Here is a 19851-nt window from a genome sequence, read left to right on the forward strand (position 1 = left end):
GTACTAATAAGTTATAAATCCTTGAAAATGGCACTAAAAGACTACTACCAGATTTTAAATATTGATGAAGAAAGTGATTTAAAAACTATTAAAATTGCTTTCAGAAAACAAATTGCTATTTACCATCCTGATAATAATAAGTCTCCTGATGCAGCAGAAAAATTTGAGTTAGTAATTGAAGCATTTAATGTTTTAGGTAATGAAGAAAAACGCAGTAAATATGATGTACTTCGTTTACAGCAAAAAGAAAACAATATACCAGCAACAGTTATTACTTCTCAAGAAAAAGCTAATGAAACTTGGGAAGAAGAAGCAAAAAAAACATCTAGAGAATATTGGTCTACTCCACTAGAACAACTTCTTTTACTAGATATTTTTTTAACTACAGATATACTAGGTGATTTATTTACTGGAACAGGAGATATTATTGATTCTGCTAGTGATGCACTAGATGGCTTATTTGATATCTTCTAATTATTCTAGCCAATTTTTAAAATCTTTTACACGTTCTCGTGCAACAATAACCTCTTGCTCATTATAGGAGTTTAACTTTATTTGAAGCCTTGAATTGGTGTAACTAATTATATCTTTTATAGCATTAATATTTACAAAAAATTTACGATTGATTCTAAAAAAAGTATGAGGCTCTAACTCTGCTTCTAAATGCTCTAGTGAAGAATCTAAAAGATAGTTTCTACCTTCGGTAGTATGCAAGTAAGTACCTTTATTTTCGCTATAAAAACATTCTATATCGTCAATATTAATCAGTTTAAGATGCTGTCCAACCTTTACAGAAAAACGCTTTTTGTACTCTCTCTCAATTGGGTTGACCAATAAATTCTTGATATCATTAAAATCTAATGTTACAGATTGTTGCTTTGGCAAACGTTCTTGATACTTATTTACTGCCTTTTCTAACTCATCTTCATCAATTGGTTTTAGTAAATAATCTATACTATTAAGCTTAAATGCTTGTAAAGCATACTCATCATAAGCAGTTGTGAAAATTACAGCAGACTTTATATCTATAGTATCAAAAATTTCAAAAGACAAACCATCACTTAATTGAATATCTAAAAAAATAAGATCTGGATGACTATTATTTTCAAACCAATCAATAGATTCTTCAACAGAATGCAACATTGTATTTGCTTCTACATTTAGTTTAGCCAACATACGTTGTAAACGTCTTGCTGATGGTTTTTCGTCTTCTATAATTATTACGTTCATACTCTAACTTAAAATTATTCCTAAATCTGTTTTTGTTTCATTTATTAGCGTCGTACTTATTATTCAAATTTACGATGCTCTTCTCGGTCTTTATCCATATACTCTTGTATTTTTCTTTTTTCCCAGTCCTTTCCAAACATAAAATCTGGACCAAAAACACCTAAGAAATGAAAAAACAACCCTATTCCCCAAAAAAGTGGTGTTGCAAAAGTACCAAAGTGCCAAAAGCCACTACCAGAATTAACACCAATTAAAATAATTAGAAATATATTTACAACTATATATACTGCCAGGTGCCAATAAAATCCAACTAACTTATCCAGTTTCTTTTTTGCTCTTAAATAAGCCTCTTCTTTTTCAAAATCATATCTTGATTTTTGTTCATCGTATGGTTCTATATCGTATCGTTTCATAATGTTTTTTAATTAAATTTATTTTTTTCTTCTTCTTCCATAAATTGTTTAATCTTTCTCTCTTCCCAATTCTCTCCAACAATCTTAGGTAAGATAAACACAACAAATGCATGTATTATTAGCCCTAATCCCCAAAGCATCCACATTCCAGAAAAACTCAGGTCAAAAATAGCTTCTTCTAAAGATTCGCCTCTTCTAATATTTCTAATAATTTTATATCCAGAAACTAATAAGTTAGCTCCAATATAAACTGTAAGATGCGAATAAAAACCTCTTAATTTATCTACACGTCGTTTTGCACTTAAATAAGCTTGTTCTTTATCTAAATCGTTCATAATCTAAGTTTTTAATTCCAACGTTTTTTATTTTCCTCTTCTTGCATGTATTGCTCTATCTTTTTACGTTCCCAACTACGTCCTAGAACACCATCGTTAACATAAACTTTATATGCATGAAATATTAATCCCATTCCCCAACCAAACATTGGAAACCAAAACCATTGAAAGTTCCATGATGTTCTATAGTTAATGAAAATTAAAAATGGTATAACAAACACGTAAGAAATTAAACTATAATAAAACTCTTTTACTTCTTGAACGTGCTTACGAGCTCTAACATAACTGTCATCATATTGACTTTTTGTTCTTGTTCTCATAACTGATATTTGTTTTGTAAGCATAGGTATTGCCACTGCAAAACGTTTTGCTTCTTGATTGATTTTTACTTTTCTTTCGGTTAATAGATTGTAGCGCTGACGAATATTATCTAGTCCTACACCACTACTCTTTTTCACTATTTGTTTTGGCTGTAGATTATTTTCTACAATTAATTCTCCATTGCTCTCAACAATCTTAATATGTAAAGGTTTACTACTAGTAACCATATTATGTTTTACTGCATTTTCAAGTAATAATTGTAAGGATAATGGAACAACTTTACTCTCTGGATTTGAAGCCTTTTCTGGGATTTCAAAAATGATACTATCTTCAAATCGCATTTTAAGTAATGACATGTATACTTTAGCAAACTCTAACTCTTCATCTACAGTTACTAAATCCTTATTTTTTTGCTCTAACACATACCTATACACTTTTGATAAGGCCGTTGTAAACTTTTGTGCACTATCTGGATTTTCGTCAATTAAACTTGATAATACATTAAGGCTATTAAATAAAAAATGCGGATCTAATTGATTTTTTAAGGCATCAAACTTTGCACTTGCTGTTCCTGCTATTACCTTTTGTTCTTTAATCTTGCTCTTTTGCATTTCTTTGTAATAATAGAATGCATGAAAAAACAATGAAATAACAAGTGTAATTACTAGAGATATTAAATAAAACTCAGCACTTTCATTAGTAATAAACTCCTCCCAAGTTTCTCCTTCTAAAACAAGGTTATGGAACACTCTAATTATAAAAAGAGTTACTAGAGTTATTGCTATTGAGCCTAAAAATCCAATTACAAATCGATATTTTTTATATCTCGCCCAATTAACTTTTGTGTTTATATAATCGAAAAAATAAGAGTTTACAATACATATTGGAATAGAGTACATCATGTAATATCCAAATAGAATTAAAAAGTTTCTATCAAACTCTATACTATTCCCAGAAAAGTATCTAATTACTTGGTCTATTATTAGAATAATACTTCCAATAACAACTCCAATACCAACTACTTTTATAAACTCTTTCATTACTAATAAAATTAAATCTACTTACTACAAGAGCTTAAGATTTGTTCAGCTCTTTCTTTTCCCCATTTTGGGTGAAAACTTGTTTCAGGTTTAAAGTTAGCAAAAAGTTCTAAGGCTCTTTCTACATCTTTACAAAATGGTGCTGTATCTTGTCCAAAAAAGCGAGCGCTTCCCATGTCCCATTCTGCCTTATTAAGTATTACTCTTGGGTTATTAGGAGCAATTTGTGTTGCTTGTGAGTATAATGCTGCTATTTTACCTGATAACGTCATTCCATAAGTAGCTCCATCATAAGCAACCCAAGCTGTATGTAATAATGCTTGCATGATCATAATTTCTGGGTTATTCTTTGAAATTGCTGTTGCATCATTAATTAAATCTTGTGCTTTGTTTAATTGTGCTGTTAGCTTGTCCTTATCCTTTTCTCCAAAACTTTGTACAATATTTACTTGTGCAGCATAGTAAGCAGGAAGCCAGTTATCTGTTTCAGCTTTAGCAATTCTTTCAAATAAATTTGCAGCTTCGATTGGATTAGTTCCCCATAATTCAAATGCTTTTTGCATTCCTTTTTCATAATTTGATTGTGCACCAATAAACCCTGTTATTAATAGTGCGATGATTAATGCTAATTTTTGCATGACTGTTTGTTTTAAATTGATACAGCAAATATCCACCTAAAGTCTTCTTTATTAAAAATAGGTTTACCGAATTGTAATTTTTAAATGACGAATTGTAATTTTTTAATAAAAGAGAATTAAAAACTGTAACTTTATAAACCTCAACATGTCTAACCTGTATAAAATCAACCAAATGAAAAAATTCTTTTTAGCAATTTTAGCTTTATGCTTTTTTGCAACAACACAAGGTCAAACCGACAAAAGGTTAAAAAAAATTGATACTGAACTAGAAAAGATTCTAGAAGCAACAAAAGCAGCTGGATTTGCGGTTGCAGTAGTAGAAGGAGACAAAGTTATCTATGCCAAAGGATTTGGCTATAGAGACTATGAAAACAAAATACCTGTAGATGCCAATACACTTTTTGCTATTGGATCATCTTCAAAAGCATTTACATCTGCCGTTTTAGGAAAATTGAGGGAAGATGATAAATTATCGTTTAATGATAGTCCTCTAGAATATATTCCTGAGCTAAAATTTTATAATAACGACATGAATAATAATATTATCATTAAAGATTTAATGAGGCATAGTACAGGATTACCAAGACATGATGCCTCATGGTATTATTTCCCAACTCATAGTAAAGACAGCTTAATAAAACGTATTGAGTATCAAGAACCTTTTACTGGAATTAGACAAAAATGGTATTACAATAACTTTATGTTTCTAACTCAAGGTGTGATAGCGGAAAGAATTACTGGAAAAAGTTGGGAAGATAACATAAGTGATTACTTTTTTAAACCATTAGGCATGACAAGAACAAATGCTACAATTGCAGAAATGAAATCGGCTAGTAATGCCGCTTTGGGATATCAGCTTAAAAAAGGTGATATTATATCTAAAATGGATTATTATGATATTGCTGGAATGTCACCAGCAGGAAGTATAAACAGTAGTGTAAATGATATGTCTAAATGGTTAATTACTTGGATTAACAATGGAAAATATAAAGACACACAAATAATTCCTGAAGAGTATATTAAAGAAGCTATGAGCTCTCAAATGGTTATTGGTGCTGCATTACCAAGCGAAGAATTACCAGATATGCATTTTGCAAATTACGGTTATGGCTGGATGTTACAATCGTACAGAGGTCATTATCGTGTTGAACATGGTGGTAATATTGATGGATTTTCGGCTAGTGTTGCATTTTTTCCAAGCGACAAAATAGGTATTGTAGTATTAACTAATCAAAATGGATCTGCAGTAACAGGTTTGGTAAGAAATACCATTTCAGATCGATTATTAGGTGAAGGTACTACAGATTGGACACAGCGCTATATTGACAGACAAGAAAAAGCAAAAAAAGCACAAGAAGAAAACAAAGATGAAGATAACGCTGCTAATGTAAAAGGCACAAAACCATCACATAACAAAATTGAATATACTGGAACATACACAAACCCTGGTTATGGTAAGTTTGAAATTATAGTAAAAAACGATTCTTTATTTACCAAGTTAAATACTACAAGTCAATATATAAATCATTATCATTATGATACTTTTGAACTCATTGATGTAAACGAAGGTAAAGTAGATACTACACAAATAGGAAATGCTTTAAAAGTAATTTTTAACAGTAATGTTGGTGGTGAAATTTCAAACCTAGAAATAGAAATTGAACCTACTCTAGGACCAATTAAATTTAAACGTACTCCAAACACTATAGATGTCACTAACGAATCATTACAAAAATATGTTGGCTCTTATGATTTACGTGGTAATGAAGTAAAGGTCTATATTAAAGACGAAAATGTACTATATGTATTTTTACAAGGACAACCAGAATATGAGCTACTTCCAGTAGCTGAGCATAAATTTAATCTTAAAATTTTAGATGGATATAAAGTAGAGTTTACCGAAGGCGAAGATGGGACTATCTCTAATTTGACATTTGTGCAACCAAATGGTAAATTTACAGCAACTAAAAAAGGTGATTAAATGAAATTTAAAGTATTCTTTTTATTGATAGTAACATTAGTTTCATGTAAACAAAATAGCAATGAAACTAAACAACTACCAGAAAATTATAATAAAAACATTGAAGCTTATAAAGCTGACTTAGATTTAAGTAGAAAAAATGGTTATTTACAACTTACTGGTTTATTCAAGTTAGACTCTTTACAAAACACTTTTGGAAAGGATTCTATTAATGATTTTGTTTTAAATATTGACGCTTTACCCAATACCATTGGTCAAGTTTCTATTTTAAAAGAAGGTATTTATTTTGAAGCAAAAAATGATGTGAAAGTTGTGACTACATTAGATTCTGTAATTACATTAACTAAATTACATTTAGATGAATATGGTAGTTCAGAAAAATTATATCATGAACAACTAAATTGGCAAGTTATTACACGTTCTAATAGTTTATACCTTAGAGTTTGGGACACTAAAAATCCAGCTATTAAAGCCTTTAAAGGATTCAAAAGCTTTGTGATAAATCCAAATCTAATATTTGATGCAGATTTTAAATACTTTGAAAAAGAAAAAACAGAATCTGTTAACTCACAATTAGGCGTTAATGCCAATACTAATTTTATTGGCCAAGTAACATTTAATTATAACAATAAAGATTACACTTTAGATGTTGGTTCTGGAGGTTTTACTATGGTTGGTGATGAAACCTCTGGTGATTTAACTTATGGTGGAGGTCGCTATATATATTTAGATTTACCAAAAACTAATGGAAAGGTTACTTTAGATTTTAATTATTTATATAATCCTCCATGTGCATTTTCTAAATACACTACATGCTTATATCCTCCAGCTCAAAATAGATTACCAATAAAAATATTAGCAGGCGAGCAAATAGCAAAAAAATAAAAAAAGCCCTCAACTTAGTATTGAGGGCTTTCTTATTAAAGCTTGTAATTAATTATTTTGTAGTTTAAACATAATCGGTACACTATAAGGCACTTTTACATTTTTACCACGTTGTTTTCCTGGAGTCATTTTAGGTAACTTCTCAATAATTCGAGCAGCTTCTTTTTCTAAAATTTTATCTGGTCCTCTAGTTTTAATTCCTGTGACATAACCATCCTTATCGATAGCAAACAATACAAAAACTCTTCCTTTAATTCCAAGTTCCATTGCAACATCAGGGTATTTAAAGTTTTTCATAACGTGCTCATTCATCTTTTTTTGGAAACACTTCTTTAATTCTGCATTAGACTTTCCTTTACATCCAGGGAAAATTGGAACTTTTTCTACAACTGCAAAAGCTACTTCTATTTCTTCTTCTACTTCTTCTACTTCTACATCATCAATAGCAAATTCGCGTTCTTCAATACCTTCTTCTTGATCTGTTTCTGTACTTTCTATAATAGTTTCTTCTATTTCCTCAACATCCTCAACTATAGTAATTACCTCTGGAGTAGCAATTGGAGGTGGTGGAGGTGGCGGAGGTGTATCAATATTTAATAACGGTATTTCTTCTTCAATAACTTCTTCAACTTCTAATATGTCCATTGCTAAATCTTCTTGATCATAAGTTTTATAATTCAACATATTGTAAGTAATCAATAACATAATATTAAGTCCTATAGCAAAGTATAGGCTACTGTTTCTGCCAACTTCAAGGTTGGGATTTTTTTTCGCTTCCATGATTACAAGATTTAATAACCTAAAGCTACTTGATTTTAAGCTCAATAACTATGACATTTATCAGTTCATGGAAAAGTTGAATTTTTACAAATTATCTAACTGATTACTCTTTTTATCTTCACTAATTGTCCAAAAGAATCCTACAAAAAAGAACTGATCTGCAGCTGGACGTAACGTTTGTCTAGCAAAATTACCATTCATATCTGGTGTATTTGCATATTGATATCCATTAACATTTCTTATTCCTAAAACATTATTAACCGAGAAATACAATATTTTTTGTTGACTAATTAAATAAGCCCAATTGATACTTAAGCTATTATATGACTTTGTTTTTTGATTTAAAAAACCATCTAAATTAGGATTAGTATAAGTACGTCCAGATGCATATGCATAACTAAAACCTACCTGAGATTTCCAATCGTTTATCCAATACTTACCTACAACAGATAAATTATGAGTGTTTGCAAAGTTTGGTTGTGCTGCTTTAGGATAACTTCTATAATCTCTTTCAGAATCCAAATAAGAATAGCTTAACCAATAATCTACATTTTTTATACTCTTACTATCTCTCCAAAACAAGTCCAAACCTCTAGCAAATCCATCACCTTGATTATTATAATTGCTATCAAAGCTAGGGAACTCATCATCATACTTAATCAAATTATCGTAATTTTTATAATAAGCTTCGGCTCTAAATATTTTACCTTCATCGTTAAATTGATAATTAAATATATAGTGAGATGTATTTTGAGCTTTTAAATCTTGTTCAAATTTTAAAACATCGCTATTTGGATTCTGGTAAAAATTACCATAAGCTAATGATATTTGACTTTTATCAGACGTTTTATAAGCCAATGATAATCGAGGTGCTATATTTAACTCTTTAAATAATTCACTATACTCGGCTCTTACACCAGTTTTCATAGCTAATTTCTTAGAAAAAAAGATGTCTGCTTCTGCATAAGCTGCACTGATGTTGTTATTATAACCATAATCCACTTTCTCTGTGCTTATGTCTCGATAATCTTCATTAAAATCTGTAATGAAATATTCAGCTCCAAAATTTAACTTAAACCTACTACTAAATCTGCGTTTTAATTTCACCTTAGCATGAATTGAATTTTCAAGACTATTTACATTAGCTTCATCAAAATTCACTTTAAAATTGCTATTTGTGTAACTTAAACCTGAAAACAAAGACCATGTATCAGATATCATTCCTTGATAAGAACCATTGAAGTATAAGTTTCTATTTTTTAATTTGAAGTGTACTCCTTCTGGGGCATTAATATCTTCTTGAGTTAATTCAAAATTTGATGTATCAAAAGCCGAATACAACTTAAATAAACCATTATCTGTTTTTTGCCTAAAAACAGCTTCTCCAGATAAACCTTCATAAGGCTTCTCCCAATCATTCCTATCTGGAAACAATGCCACATATGGCGCTAAATTTATATACGATGCATTAACACTTAACGAACTCTTTTCCCATTTTTGGGAATTTCCTAAGGTTGCTCCTACACTCATTATACCAATATCAGTCTTTTCTTGATCTGGTTCATCAATAGTATTTAACAACAATACACTAGATAATGCTTGTCCATATTCGGCTGAATAACCACCAGTTGAAAATGTAATTCCGTCAAATAAAAATGGTGAATATCTACCTCTTGTTGGAGTATTATTTGTAGTTGGTGTATATGGTGTAAAAACGCGAATTCCATCAATAAAAATTTGTGTTTCTTCAGCTTCTCCTCCACGCACAAATAAACGTCCATCCTCAGCTACTGTTGTAGTTCCTGGTAATGTTTGCAAAGCACCAACAAAATCTCCCAATGCACTTGCAGTGGTAACTACATCTAAAGGTTTTAGAACATTAACTTTACTATTATCGCCAGCTGAAAATTTTCCAGCTGAAAGCACTACAGCATCTAAAGTATTTACATCTTCTTTTAACTTTACATTTAAGTTAACCATAAATTTAATATCACCAACCATAGTAAAAGTTTCATATCCTAAATAAGATACTATTAATGTTTGAGATCCTGCTTCTGTAGTACTAAACTTAAAAACTCCAGACTCATCTGTAGTACTTCCATCGTATGTACCTTCTAAATATACGTTTGCTCCTAAAATTGGATTTCCTTTTTGGTCATTTACTGTACCATTTATTATTGTCTCTGCGCTAAGAGACATTGTTATTAAAAAGATAAAAATTGAAACTATTGATTTCATAATTATTAAATTGTTTGGTTTGATTGATGGGTCAAAATTGCGATATAACCTTCTTAACCAAAACTTATAATTACCGAACTGTAAAAAATTACAGACGAATTGATTATCTTTAAAACTCAAATCCAACTAATGAAAACTAATAAGCTAACCTTATTTACTGTTTTTTACTTTGTTATAGTAATAACTACTATAATTAGTAGCTCTGTAAAAGAAATTGCAATGCTTCATTACTTTGCAAAACCTGCTATATTAACTTCTTTGATTATTTTTTTTATAAAAAAATGTAATGGGCTTTCAAAATTCACCATACTAATTACTTTGGGAGCTTTAATATTTTCATTGTTAGGTGATATTTTATTAATGTTTGACAATGATTCTCCAATGTTTTTTATTGGTGGATTAGCAGCATTTTTAATTGCGCATATAATGTATGTCTTCGTTTTTTTGAAACGCAAGAACAATACTAGAAACCCTACTATAATTGGAATTACCCTCTTTATCTATGGAGCTATTTTATTATATATCCTAAAAGATGGTTTAGGTGAAATGCTTGCTCCTGTTTTAGTTTATATGGTTATAATACTAACAATGGCTGTCTCGGCATATTTAAGAAAAGGAAATGTAACTATTCGTAGCTACCTTTTAGTTTTTTTAGGTGCTGTAAGTTTCATAATTTCTGATAGTATTTTAGCTTTAAACAAGTTTGTTGAACCTTTATGGCATAGTAACATTAGTATCATGCTTACTTATGGTTTAGCTCAATACTTAATTGTTAGAGGAATATTATCTCAAAACTACTAATCTTCCCTCTTAAAAGGTCTAATTATTAACCTAGCTGCTTTGTCAAAGTTTATATAGTTATAACTCCAATTAAAAAAAACTACAACCCTATTTCTAAAGCCTACTAATGCCATAAGGTGAATAAACATCCATACAAACCACGCAAAAAAACCAGCAAATTTAAAATGCTTTAAATCTACAACAGCTTTATTTCTACCAATAGTTGCCATCGAGCCTTTATCATTATAAATAAATGGTTTCATTGATTGATTATTCACTTTCCTTATAAGATTTTTTCCTAGAAGCTTACCTTGTTGAATAGCTGGTTGTGCAACTTGCGGATGACCATTAGGATACAATTCAGTTTTCATTAAGGCAATATCTCCTAACGCAAATAAATTATCATAGCCTTCTATTTGATTAAATTGGTTAACCTTATATCTATTAGTTCTATCCATTAATACTTCGGCTTTTAAACCTTTAACTGGAGCACCAGTTACACCTGCAGCCCAAATAAGTGTTTCTGATTGTAACTCTAAATCAGTATTTGTAGTTATTTGATTTCCGTCATAATCCTTAACATACGTACTACAGTGCACATTCACACCTAGTTTTAACAAAAACTCTTCAGCCTTTTTTGAAGCATGACTACTCATAGGAGGCAATACTCTATCGTTACCCTCTAATAAATGAATTTGCATTTTGTTAATATCCATATCTGGATAATCATGCGGTAAAATGTGGTTCTTCAATTCGGCTATCGCTCCAGCAAGCTCAACTCCTGTTGGTCCTCCTCCAACTATTACAAAATTAAGTAAGGCTTTACGTTTTGCTTCATCTTTAGTAATAATAGCCTTTTCAAAATTTTGTAATATCAAGCTTCTAATGTTCAATGCCTGAGGTACTTTTTTCATTGGCATACTATACTTTTCAACTTTCTTATTACCGAAAAAGTTAGTCTTTGTTCCTGTTGCTATCACTAAATAATCATAAGCAATATTTCCAATAGAAGTTTCAACCTCTTGTTTTTCAGAATTTATATAATTGACTTCTGCTAACCTAAATACTGTATTCTTATGATTCTTTATTATTTTTCGAAGAGGATATGCAATCGAATCTGGTTCTAACCCAGCTGTCGATACTTGGTATAATAAAGGTTGAAATGTATGATAATTATGTTTGTCCAATAAAACAACTTGAACATTATTGTTTGCTAGAGATTTAGCTAAATTTACTCCAGCAAAACCTCCTCCAATAATAACTACTCGAGGGTACTTTGATTTAGGAATATTCATAAAAGCAGTGTCAAAAAAATGTACTACAAATTTACGATATAAGCACTTTATAAACTATTTTTAAATATTATTTTAACGCAGTTGTAACAATTTAAAAAAATAAGCTACTTACATAGTAACTAACTAATCGATATTGGATAAAAAGCTTGAACATAGTTTTGTAGAATTGCTTGAGAAGCATCAAAACATTGTGCATAAAGTTTGTAGGTTATACACCAACAATCAAGATGCGCATAATGATTTGTTTCAAGAAATCACCATACAATTATGGAAGGCTTACCCTAAATTTCGTGGTGACGCCAAATTTAGTACTTGGATGTATCGTGTTGGATTAAATACAGCTATTACACTGTATAGAAAAAGCAAGCGTAGAATTAACACACAAGAATTTGAAGGTGTTCAATTTAAAATTAAAGCTGAAGAATACGATGATACTGAAGAGCAACAGCTAAAGCTTTTATATAAAGCAGTACACCAACTTAATGACATTGAAAAAGCGCTTGTTTTCTTATATCTAGAAGACAAAAACTATAAAGAAATAAGTGAAACCTTGGGAATTAGTGAGGTAAATGCAAGAGTGAAAATGAATCGTGTAAAAACTAAACTAAAAACCATACTAAATCCGTAAGCATTATGGATGAATTAGAATTATTAAAAAAAGACTGGAATAAACAAGGAAACAAGTTTCCTAAACTTTCCTATGACGAGATATACAGCATGATTTTAAAAAAATCTTCTTCAATTGTGAAATGGATTTTTATAATCTCTCTATTAGAATTTGTGTTTTGGGGCATTATATCATTTGCTTTAAAAGATACTGAAGCCATGTCTAGATTTGAAAGTTATAATGCCGATAATATTATTATTCCGCTTACTATTTCTAGCTATATTATTTTAGGCTATTTTTTCTATCGATTCTATATGAATTACAAAAATATTTCAGCAACAGATAATGCAAAGAAACTGATGCAAAACATATTAAAAACACGCAAAACTGTTAAGCAATATGTAGGGTTTAATCTTATCTTTTTATTTATTTCAACTTTTGCAGTATTAGGTATACAGTTTAATAAAGATGAAGAAATGATTTCTGTTATAGAACAAGCCTCTGCTAATGGTGAATTATTTAAATTTTACGCAGTTACAATTTTAATAACACTACTTGTATTAGCTATTGCTATTGCTGTTATACTATTATTGTATTATTTAATATATGGTATTCTATTAAAACGTTTAAATAAAAACTATAACGAATTAAAGAAACTAGAAGTTTAAGTAACTTACCATTCGCGTTGCTTATTAAGCTCTTCTTGAGCTAGTAATTCTTTCATTGGAATTACTTTTAAGAATGACTTGTGCTGCTCTATAGCATACTCAATTTTCTCAACAATTTCTGGAATTGTTTCGTTCTCATAGTCAATTTTTAAAGGTTCTTTAATTTCCATTGACTGCAAAATATTCTTCTTTTTTATTCGAAGTCCTTTTTTATCAAACGAACGTCTAAAACCATCAATAACTATTGGCACAACGATTGGCTTATAATGCTTTATTATATGAGCAGTTCCTTTTCTAATTGGCTTAAAAGGAGTTGTTGTTCCTTGAGGAAACGTAATAACCCAACCATCATCTAGTGCTTTCTTAATATTAGAAATATCACTCATTTTAACTTGACGGTTAACATTTTTACCTGCAGATCTCCACGTACGTTCAATGCTTATTGAGCCAGCATATGCTAATATTTTTGGTAACAAGCCAGAACTCATTGTTTCCTTAGCAGCTACATAATATAAATTAAGCTTAGGATTCCATAAATAGCCAATATTCTTAATGTTATCATCTCTACCACTTAAGCTAGCATTAAATACATGAAACATTGCTACAACATCGGCAAAATATGTTTGATGATTAGATATAAATAAAACATTAGTATCTGGTAAGTTTTTTAACACTTCAGAACCATCAATTTGCATTTCATTAAAACCTCTGTAACGTCTATGAGACATTGCGCCAGCAATTCTAATAAGCCATTTTTTTAAAAACAAATAGTGTCCAAAAGGGTTTTTCTTAAACATACCCATAAGTTATAATTAGTTTAGAGAATGCAAACGTACACAATTTTTCGCTTTATGAATTATAAGAAAATCTCAAAAAACTACTAAATCATGCCATTTTTCATTAAAATTCAGTGATTTTCAACAAAAAAATAAAAAAGTTAATTATAAAAGCATTTTTAACGAATCTTTTATCTCACTCAACATCATTGCAGTTGCTCCCCAAACCACATGTCCATTAAGTTCAAATGCTGGCACTTCTATTTTAGTATTCAATGATGTTTTTACTAGTTTACTCACTACAATATTTTCATCAAGAAAATGATTTAAAGACACTTCAACAATTAATTCCACTTCATCATCTTGCTTTATAAATTTTGGTGTGGTTCTAGAAATACCTAAAAAAGGCTGCACATAAAAATTACTTGGTGGAATATAAACTTCTGTCATTTGTCTAAGCACCTCAATTTGTGATACTAAAACACCTACCTCTTCATAGGTTTCACGAACAGCTGCATCTTGTAACGAATCATCATTAGGTTCTAGTTTTCCTCCAGGAAACCCAATTTGTGCAGAATGCACTCCATTATACGTTTTTCTTAAAATAAGTACCAATTTAGTATCTCCTATATTATCTGGATAAAATAAAGCCATTACTCCTGCTCTTTTAGCACTTTTCATACGCTCTTTATACTTCTCTATAAGTTCTTGTCTAAATGGAGGTGACATTTTAAATTGAGAAGCTTGAGCTGGTAACTCTATATTTTTTATTTTTGAAATCGATATTAAAAATTCGTCAAAGTTCATAGTGAAATTAAATATAACTTAATGCAAAAGTATTTATTATTCTGTGTATTTGTATTACTCTTTAATTGTGAAGATAATCAATCTAAAAAGAAAACTATACCTTCAGCAAAAACGCCTACTAAAACTAAAGTAGATTCGGTTAGCAATAGTAAAAAAATAAGCGTAAATGATACTGAAGAATCTTATCCAGTTTTAAACGATAAAAATGCAATGGAGTTCTTTTTACAATATGAAAAAGAACACAAAGAAAGTAAAGTTAGAATAGTAACCGATTTTGGTAATATTGATATTCAGCTTTTTAACAACACAAAATTTCATCGTGCAAACTTTATATACTTAGCAAAACAGAATTACTTCAATAATACCCAATTTTATCGTGTAATAAATAATTTCATGGTGCAAGCAGGTAATAGCGACGACAAAGCAACCTCTAGAAAACGTAAAAAAATTGGAAAATACTTATTACCTACAGATACAAAAAAAGGTTACAAACACCACAGAGGTGTAATAAGTATGCCTAGTAGTGAGATTGATAACCCTCATAAATTAGCATCTCCTTACGAGTTTTTCATAGTGCAGCAAACTCCTGGAGCATACTTTTTAGATGGTGACTACACTATTTTTGGTCGTGTTACTAAAGGAATGGACGTAGTAGATAAAATTGCTGCTGTAGAACGTGATGAAGCTGATTGGCCTTTAAGAAACATCTACATAAAAAGAGTAGAAATACTTGATTAAATCTTCACAGCATTTTAACTAAAGTTTCTACCAAAATTAAGTACATTGTAGCTCCAAAATTCTAAAAAGAATTAAGGAAACATTTATTAATTAAAAAAAGCAACCACATGACAACACAATCAATCACCAAGTATGCTAAAGTTTTTAGCTTAAGCATAATGGTAGCATTTGTAAGTTGTAAAGAAGACAAAGTCGAAACTAAAGACACTAGTATGACGACCAACAATTTACTATTACAAGAATGGACAGGACCTTATGGAGGTACACCTGCTTTCGACAAAATGAAAGTAGAAGACATTAAAGAAGCAGTAGAAAAAGGTATGGAATTAAACCTTGCAGAAATTGATGCTATTGCTAACAGTACCGAAGCTCCAACTTTTGAAAACACCATAGTAGCTATGGAACGTTCTGGAGCTGAGTTGGATCGTGTATTTTCATACTATGGCATTTTAAGTAGTAATATGTCTTCGCCAGAGTTTAGAGCAATACAAAAAGAATTGGTTCCTAAACTATCTGAATTCTCTTCAAAAATTAACCAAAACGAAAAATTATTTCAGCGTATAAAAGCTGTTTACGATGCATCTCAAAAAACACCACTTGAAGCAGACCAACAGCGTGTTGTGGATTTAACATACAATAGTTTTGCTATGAATGGTGCAGAACTAGATGCTGATAAAAAAGCACGTTATGCAGCTATTAACAAAGAACTTTCTACACTTTATAACAAGTTTGGAGACAACGTATTACATGACGAGGAAAACTACGTAACATATTTAACTAAAGACCAACTTGGAGGTTTAGCTGAAGGTTATATAAAATCGGCAGCAAAAATCGCAACTGATAAAGGACAAGATGGCAAATATGCAGTTACTAATACACGCTCGTCAATGGACCCATTTTTAACGTACTCTACTGAGCGTGAATTACGCAAACAAGTTTGGTCTAATTACTACTCAAGAGGTGATAATGGTGATGCGTATGATAACAATCAAATTATCGCTGATATTTTGAAATTACGTCGTGAACGTGTAGAGCTTTTAGGTCATAAAAACTATGCAGAATGGCGTTTACAAGATAGAATGGCTAAAACACCAGAAAATGCTATGGCACTTATGGAAACTGTATGGCCTGCAGCAATTGCTAGAGTTAGTGAAGAAGTAGCTGATATGCAAGCAGTAGCTGATGCTAATGGAGATAACATTACTATTGAGCCTTGGGATTATCGCTATTATGCTGAAAAAGTTCGTAAAGCTAAATACGATTTAGATAGCGATGAAGTAAAACAGTATTTACAATTAGACAAATTAACAGACGCTATGTTTTATGTAGCTGGTCGTTTATTTAACTATAACTTTACACCTGTTCCAGAAGGTAGTGTTCCTGTATTTCATGAAGATGTAAATGTTTGGGAAGTAACAGATAAAGATTCTGGAGAACATATTGGCTTATGGTATTTAGACCCTTATGCTAGACAAGGAAAACGTTCTGGGGCTTGGGCTACAACATATAGAAGTCATACAACTTTTGATGGTAAGCAAACTGTTTTAGCATCAAATAACTCAAATTTTGTAAAGCCTGCTCCTGGTGAAGCACTTTTAGTTTCTTGGGATGACGCTACTACATTCTTCCATGAGTTTGGACATGCATTACACTTCTTTTCTTCTAATGTAAAATACCCAACACTTAATGGAGGTGTTAGAGATTATACTGAGTTTCAATCTCAATTATTAGAACGTTGGTTATCTACAGATGAAGTGATTAATCAATTTTTAGTTCATTATAAAACTGGAGAAGTAATTCCTCAAGAATTAGTAGCAAAAATTAAAAAAGCTGCTACATTTAACCAAGGATTTGGAACTACTGAATATTTAGCATCTGCAATTATGGATATGAAATTTCATTTAGCAGACCCAGCAAATATTGATGTAGACAAATTCGAGCGTGAAACTTTAGCTGAACTAAAAATGCCTAAAGAATTACCAATGCGACATAGAACACCACATTTTGGACACGTGTTCTCTGGTGAAGGATATGCTACTGCTTACTATGGTTATATGTGGGCTGATGTATTAACTGCTGATGCTGCAGAAGCATTCACAGAAGCTCCTGGAGGTTTTTATGATAAGGAAATGGCTGATAAATTAGTTAAATATTTATTTGCTCCTAGAAACTCAATCGACCCAGCTGAAGCCTACAGGTTATTTAGAGGTAGCGATGCTAAAGTTGAAGCACTAATGCGTGACAGAGGTTTTCCTGTAACCAAATAAACGATAATGAATTATAAAAAAGGGAAGTGTGTTACACTTCCTTTTTTATTTATTATATTTTAAGTTATTATTATAAAGTCTTTCAATTATGAAAAAAGGGGTTTTCTTTTTTTTAATATTACTTAATACATTTTCATATGTACTCAGCCAACAAAAGATAAATCAAAGCTCCAAAACAAAGCTTAGTATTTTATTTATTGGTAATAGTCTAACTTATACAAATAATTTACCGCAACTAGTTGAAGAATATGCTAAACCATATGGCATAACACTTAATACTAAAATGATCGCATATCCAAACTATGCAATTGAAGATCATTGGAAAGATGGCAAAGTGCAAAAACATATTTCCAGCAAAAAATATGATTTTGTTATTATTCAACAAGGCCCTTCTTCTCAAAAAAATGGAAGGAAAATGTTAATTGAATATGGTAAAAAATATAATGATTTATGTAAGCTAAATCAAACTCAATTATGCTATTTTACTGTTTGGCCTTCATTAAGATACTATTATACATTTGATGATGTTATAAAAAACCATAAAGATGCAGCAGAAATAAACAATTCAATTCTACTACCAGTTGGAAAAGTATGGAAAGAATATATTGACACTACAAACAATAAAAAATATTATAGCTCTGATGGATTTCATCCTTCAATAACAGGTAGTCAAATTGCAGCAAAAATAATTGTAGAAAACTTATTACTACATAGTAAAAAAATTACACAAAAAAGTGATTATTAATCTATTATTTTAATTACACAAAACATCTACTATACTTTTAGTCAAAGGCACATCACCATATTTTAATAGCTTTTTATGAAACAATTTAAAGGAAAAATCATGCTTTGATTTTTCTTGTTTTAAGAGCTCTAAAAACTTATTTGCACCATATTTATAAGTAACTACTTGTGCAGGCCAACGTTTCATTCTATTAATTTCTCTAACACCAATATTATCTTGATGTTTTATATGCTCTTTCCAGAATAACAGTGCTTTATCATCAGACCATCCGTAGTAATTTATAGCGACATCTAAAGCTACTCTTACCGAACGAATTAAATCCCATTCCCATTTACCATATTCGTCGTAGATTGTTTTATAAACGCCTAACTCTTTACCTAAATATTCTACATAAGCTCCCCAACCTTCTACAAATCCAGAATACCAAAACAATTGCTGTATTTCTGTACGTTTTATAACATTGTTTAGGTTCATTTGATAATGATGTCCTGGAATGCCTTCATGGATGTATATCCAATCAAATTGACGCTTGTTAAAAGGCTTGTCAAAGTAATTATAGAAAAAAGTATTGTTATTATAATAAGCTGGTACTTGAGAAAGCGCTTCGTTTGTTCCTTGTGCAATTGTTACATCTGGAACTTTATCAATGTATGGAAATAATTCAGCTGATTTTTTAGCAACCTCTTTTTTTACTTTCTCAAAATTAAACTGGATATCTTTTACTGTATTGAAATAAAAAGAAGTATCATTTAAATAAGCATTAAAAGCTTTTTCAGAAAGACCAGATTTTACTTGAATGGCTTTCATTTCAGTTTTCACTTTTTCTATTTCTTGCAAACCAAAATTATAAATTTCGTCTGGTGTTACATTTGCATTTACCCAACGTTTTAAAAGGTAGGCATACCATTTTTTACCATTATTAATAGAATAAATACTTTTTGTATCGTCTAGATGAGTATTGTAATTCCATTGCTTCTCTAAAAAGATACGTTCTAGATTTAAATCGATTTCATAACGCATTAAATGATAATCCAATAGTTGATATTCATCAAGATTATGAACAGATATGTTTTTTAATTGCTTTTGAAATGTTAGAAAAAAAGCTTCTTGATTTTTAATCTCAGATGATTGCTTTATCGCTCCTAAATTCTGAGTATAATTCACTTGTAAATAAGGTAATTGTAACGCTCTGTATCCTTTTACAAAATCAGTTCTAAGTTTATTGACATTGCTGTTTTGTGATACAACTGCTTGAGAAAAAGCTAATAAAATTATCAGTAAATAGTTATGGATTCTTATCATACTTA

The 19851-nt window shown here is 30.4% G+C and carries 20 protein-coding genes; 9 read left to right on the plus strand and 11 right to left on the minus strand.

Annotation, left to right across the window (positions count from 1 at the left end; genetic code table 11):
* Window positions 1–27 precede the first annotated feature (27 nt).
* Window positions 28–474 carry a DnaJ domain-containing protein gene (locus ACLII3_RS01600; RefSeq protein WP_412985939.1) on the plus strand — a complete coding sequence of 149 codons (447 nt, stop codon included), beginning with the start codon at window positions 28–30 and terminating at the stop codon, window positions 472–474.
* Here the strand turns inward: ACLII3_RS01600 and ACLII3_RS01605 are convergent, their stop codons facing one another.
* Genes ACLII3_RS01605 through ACLII3_RS01625 form a run of 5 tightly spaced genes read right to left on the minus strand, consistent with a single transcriptional unit; the run spans window position 475 to window position 3977 of the window.
* Window positions 475–1230 (minus strand): LytR/AlgR family response regulator transcription factor, encoded by a 756-nt coding sequence (locus ACLII3_RS01605; RefSeq protein WP_412985941.1) that lies wholly within the window; start codon window positions 1228–1230, stop codon window positions 475–477.
* Window positions 1231–1289: 59 nt separating this feature from the next.
* Window positions 1290–1643, minus strand: a complete 354-nt coding sequence (locus tag ACLII3_RS01610) for a 2TM domain-containing protein (RefSeq protein WP_412985943.1) — start codon at window positions 1641–1643, stop codon at window positions 1290–1292.
* A gap of 8 nt (window positions 1644–1651) precedes the next feature.
* Complete coding sequence (locus tag ACLII3_RS01615; RefSeq protein ID WP_412985945.1) at window positions 1652–1978, minus strand: 2TM domain-containing protein; 327 nt, start codon at window positions 1976–1978, stop codon at window positions 1652–1654.
* Window positions 1979–1989: 11 nt separating this feature from the next.
* Window positions 1990–3339 carry a 2TM domain-containing protein gene (locus tag ACLII3_RS01620; protein ID WP_412985946.1) on the minus strand — a complete coding sequence of 450 codons (1350 nt, stop codon included), beginning with the start codon at window positions 3337–3339 and terminating at the stop codon, window positions 1990–1992.
* Between the two features lie 17 nt (window positions 3340–3356).
* Entirely contained in the window at window positions 3357–3977 is a 621-nt protein-coding gene (locus ACLII3_RS01625; RefSeq protein WP_412985947.1) for a hypothetical protein, read from the minus strand.
* Between the two features lie 172 nt (window positions 3978–4149).
* Between ACLII3_RS01625 and ACLII3_RS01630 the strand changes: the two genes are divergently transcribed.
* The gene (locus ACLII3_RS01630) at window positions 4150–5958 is read left to right on the plus strand and encodes a serine hydrolase (protein WP_412985948.1); all 1809 of its coding nucleotides are present in this window, start codon (window positions 4150–4152) and stop codon (window positions 5956–5958) included.
* Window positions 5959–6843 carry a DUF1684 domain-containing protein gene (locus tag ACLII3_RS01635; protein WP_412985950.1) on the plus strand — a complete coding sequence of 295 codons (885 nt, stop codon included), beginning with the start codon at window positions 5959–5961 and terminating at the stop codon, window positions 6841–6843.
* A 48-nt stretch (window positions 6844–6891) separates the two neighbouring features.
* Here ACLII3_RS01635 and ACLII3_RS01640 read toward each other — a convergent pair whose 3' ends face one another.
* Complete coding sequence (locus ACLII3_RS01640) at window positions 6892–7623, minus strand: energy transducer TonB (protein ID WP_412985952.1); 732 nt, start codon at window positions 7621–7623, stop codon at window positions 6892–6894.
* An 84-nt stretch (window positions 7624–7707) separates the two neighbouring features.
* A complete protein-coding gene (locus ACLII3_RS01645) occupies window positions 7708–9861 on the minus strand; it encodes a TonB-dependent receptor (RefSeq protein WP_412985954.1) in 2154 nt (717 codons plus the stop codon).
* 129 nt (window positions 9862–9990) lie between these two features.
* Between ACLII3_RS01645 and ACLII3_RS01650 the strand changes: the two genes are divergently transcribed.
* Window positions 9991–10662, plus strand: a complete 672-nt coding sequence (locus ACLII3_RS01650; protein ID WP_412985956.1) for a lysoplasmalogenase — start codon at window positions 9991–9993, stop codon at window positions 10660–10662.
* On the opposite strand, the gene ACLII3_RS01655 is transcribed toward ACLII3_RS01650, so the two are convergent.
* The gene (locus tag ACLII3_RS01655) at window positions 10659–11936 is read right to left on the minus strand and encodes an NAD(P)/FAD-dependent oxidoreductase (protein WP_412985957.1); all 1278 of its coding nucleotides are present in this window, start codon (window positions 11934–11936) and stop codon (window positions 10659–10661) included. The two genes, ACLII3_RS01650 and ACLII3_RS01655, sit on opposite strands and share 4 nt — an antisense overlap.
* Before the next feature lie 133 nt (window positions 11937–12069).
* On the opposite strand from ACLII3_RS01655, the gene ACLII3_RS01660 reads away from it, so the two are divergent.
* Together ACLII3_RS01660 and ACLII3_RS01665 are read left to right on the plus strand one after the other, a co-directional pair.
* A complete protein-coding gene (locus tag ACLII3_RS01660) occupies window positions 12070–12564 on the plus strand; it encodes an RNA polymerase sigma factor (protein ID WP_412985959.1) in 495 nt (164 codons plus the stop codon).
* 5 nt (window positions 12565–12569) lie between these two features.
* Entirely contained in the window at window positions 12570–13211 is a 642-nt protein-coding gene (locus ACLII3_RS01665) for a hypothetical protein (RefSeq protein ID WP_412985961.1), read from the plus strand.
* A 5-nt stretch (window positions 13212–13216) separates the two neighbouring features.
* On the opposite strand, the gene ACLII3_RS01670 is transcribed toward ACLII3_RS01665, so the two are convergent.
* Both ACLII3_RS01670 and ACLII3_RS01675 read right to left on the minus strand, forming a co-directional pair.
* A complete protein-coding gene (locus ACLII3_RS01670) occupies window positions 13217–14014 on the minus strand; it encodes a lysophospholipid acyltransferase family protein (protein ID WP_412985962.1) in 798 nt (265 codons plus the stop codon).
* Window positions 14015–14152: 138 nt separating this feature from the next.
* Entirely contained in the window at window positions 14153–14794 is a 642-nt protein-coding gene (locus tag ACLII3_RS01675; protein WP_412985964.1) for an NUDIX hydrolase, read from the minus strand.
* Between the two features lie 21 nt (window positions 14795–14815).
* Between ACLII3_RS01675 and ACLII3_RS01680 the strand changes: the two genes are divergently transcribed.
* The 3 genes from ACLII3_RS01680 (at window position 14816) to ACLII3_RS01690 (ending at window position 18544) form a co-directional block, all read left to right on the plus strand.
* The gene (locus ACLII3_RS01680) at window positions 14816–15532 is read left to right on the plus strand and encodes a peptidylprolyl isomerase (protein WP_412985966.1); all 717 of its coding nucleotides are present in this window, start codon (window positions 14816–14818) and stop codon (window positions 15530–15532) included.
* 107 nt (window positions 15533–15639) lie between these two features.
* Window positions 15640–17799 (plus strand): M3 family metallopeptidase, encoded by a 2160-nt coding sequence (locus ACLII3_RS01685; RefSeq protein ID WP_412985967.1) that lies wholly within the window; start codon window positions 15640–15642, stop codon window positions 17797–17799.
* 88 nt (window positions 17800–17887) lie between these two features.
* Complete coding sequence (locus ACLII3_RS01690) at window positions 17888–18544, plus strand: SGNH/GDSL hydrolase family protein (RefSeq protein WP_412985969.1); 657 nt, start codon at window positions 17888–17890, stop codon at window positions 18542–18544.
* A 9-nt stretch (window positions 18545–18553) separates the two neighbouring features.
* Here ACLII3_RS01690 and ACLII3_RS01695 read toward each other — a convergent pair whose 3' ends face one another.
* A complete protein-coding gene (locus tag ACLII3_RS01695) occupies window positions 18554–19846 on the minus strand; it encodes a DUF885 domain-containing protein (RefSeq protein WP_412985970.1) in 1293 nt (430 codons plus the stop codon).
* Window positions 19847–19851: the final 5 nt, after the last annotated feature.

Origin of the sequence: Pontimicrobium sp. IMCC45349 (assembly GCF_047219225.1) — a bacterium.
Lineage (GTDB): Bacteria > Bacteroidota > Bacteroidia > Flavobacteriales > Flavobacteriaceae > IMCC45349.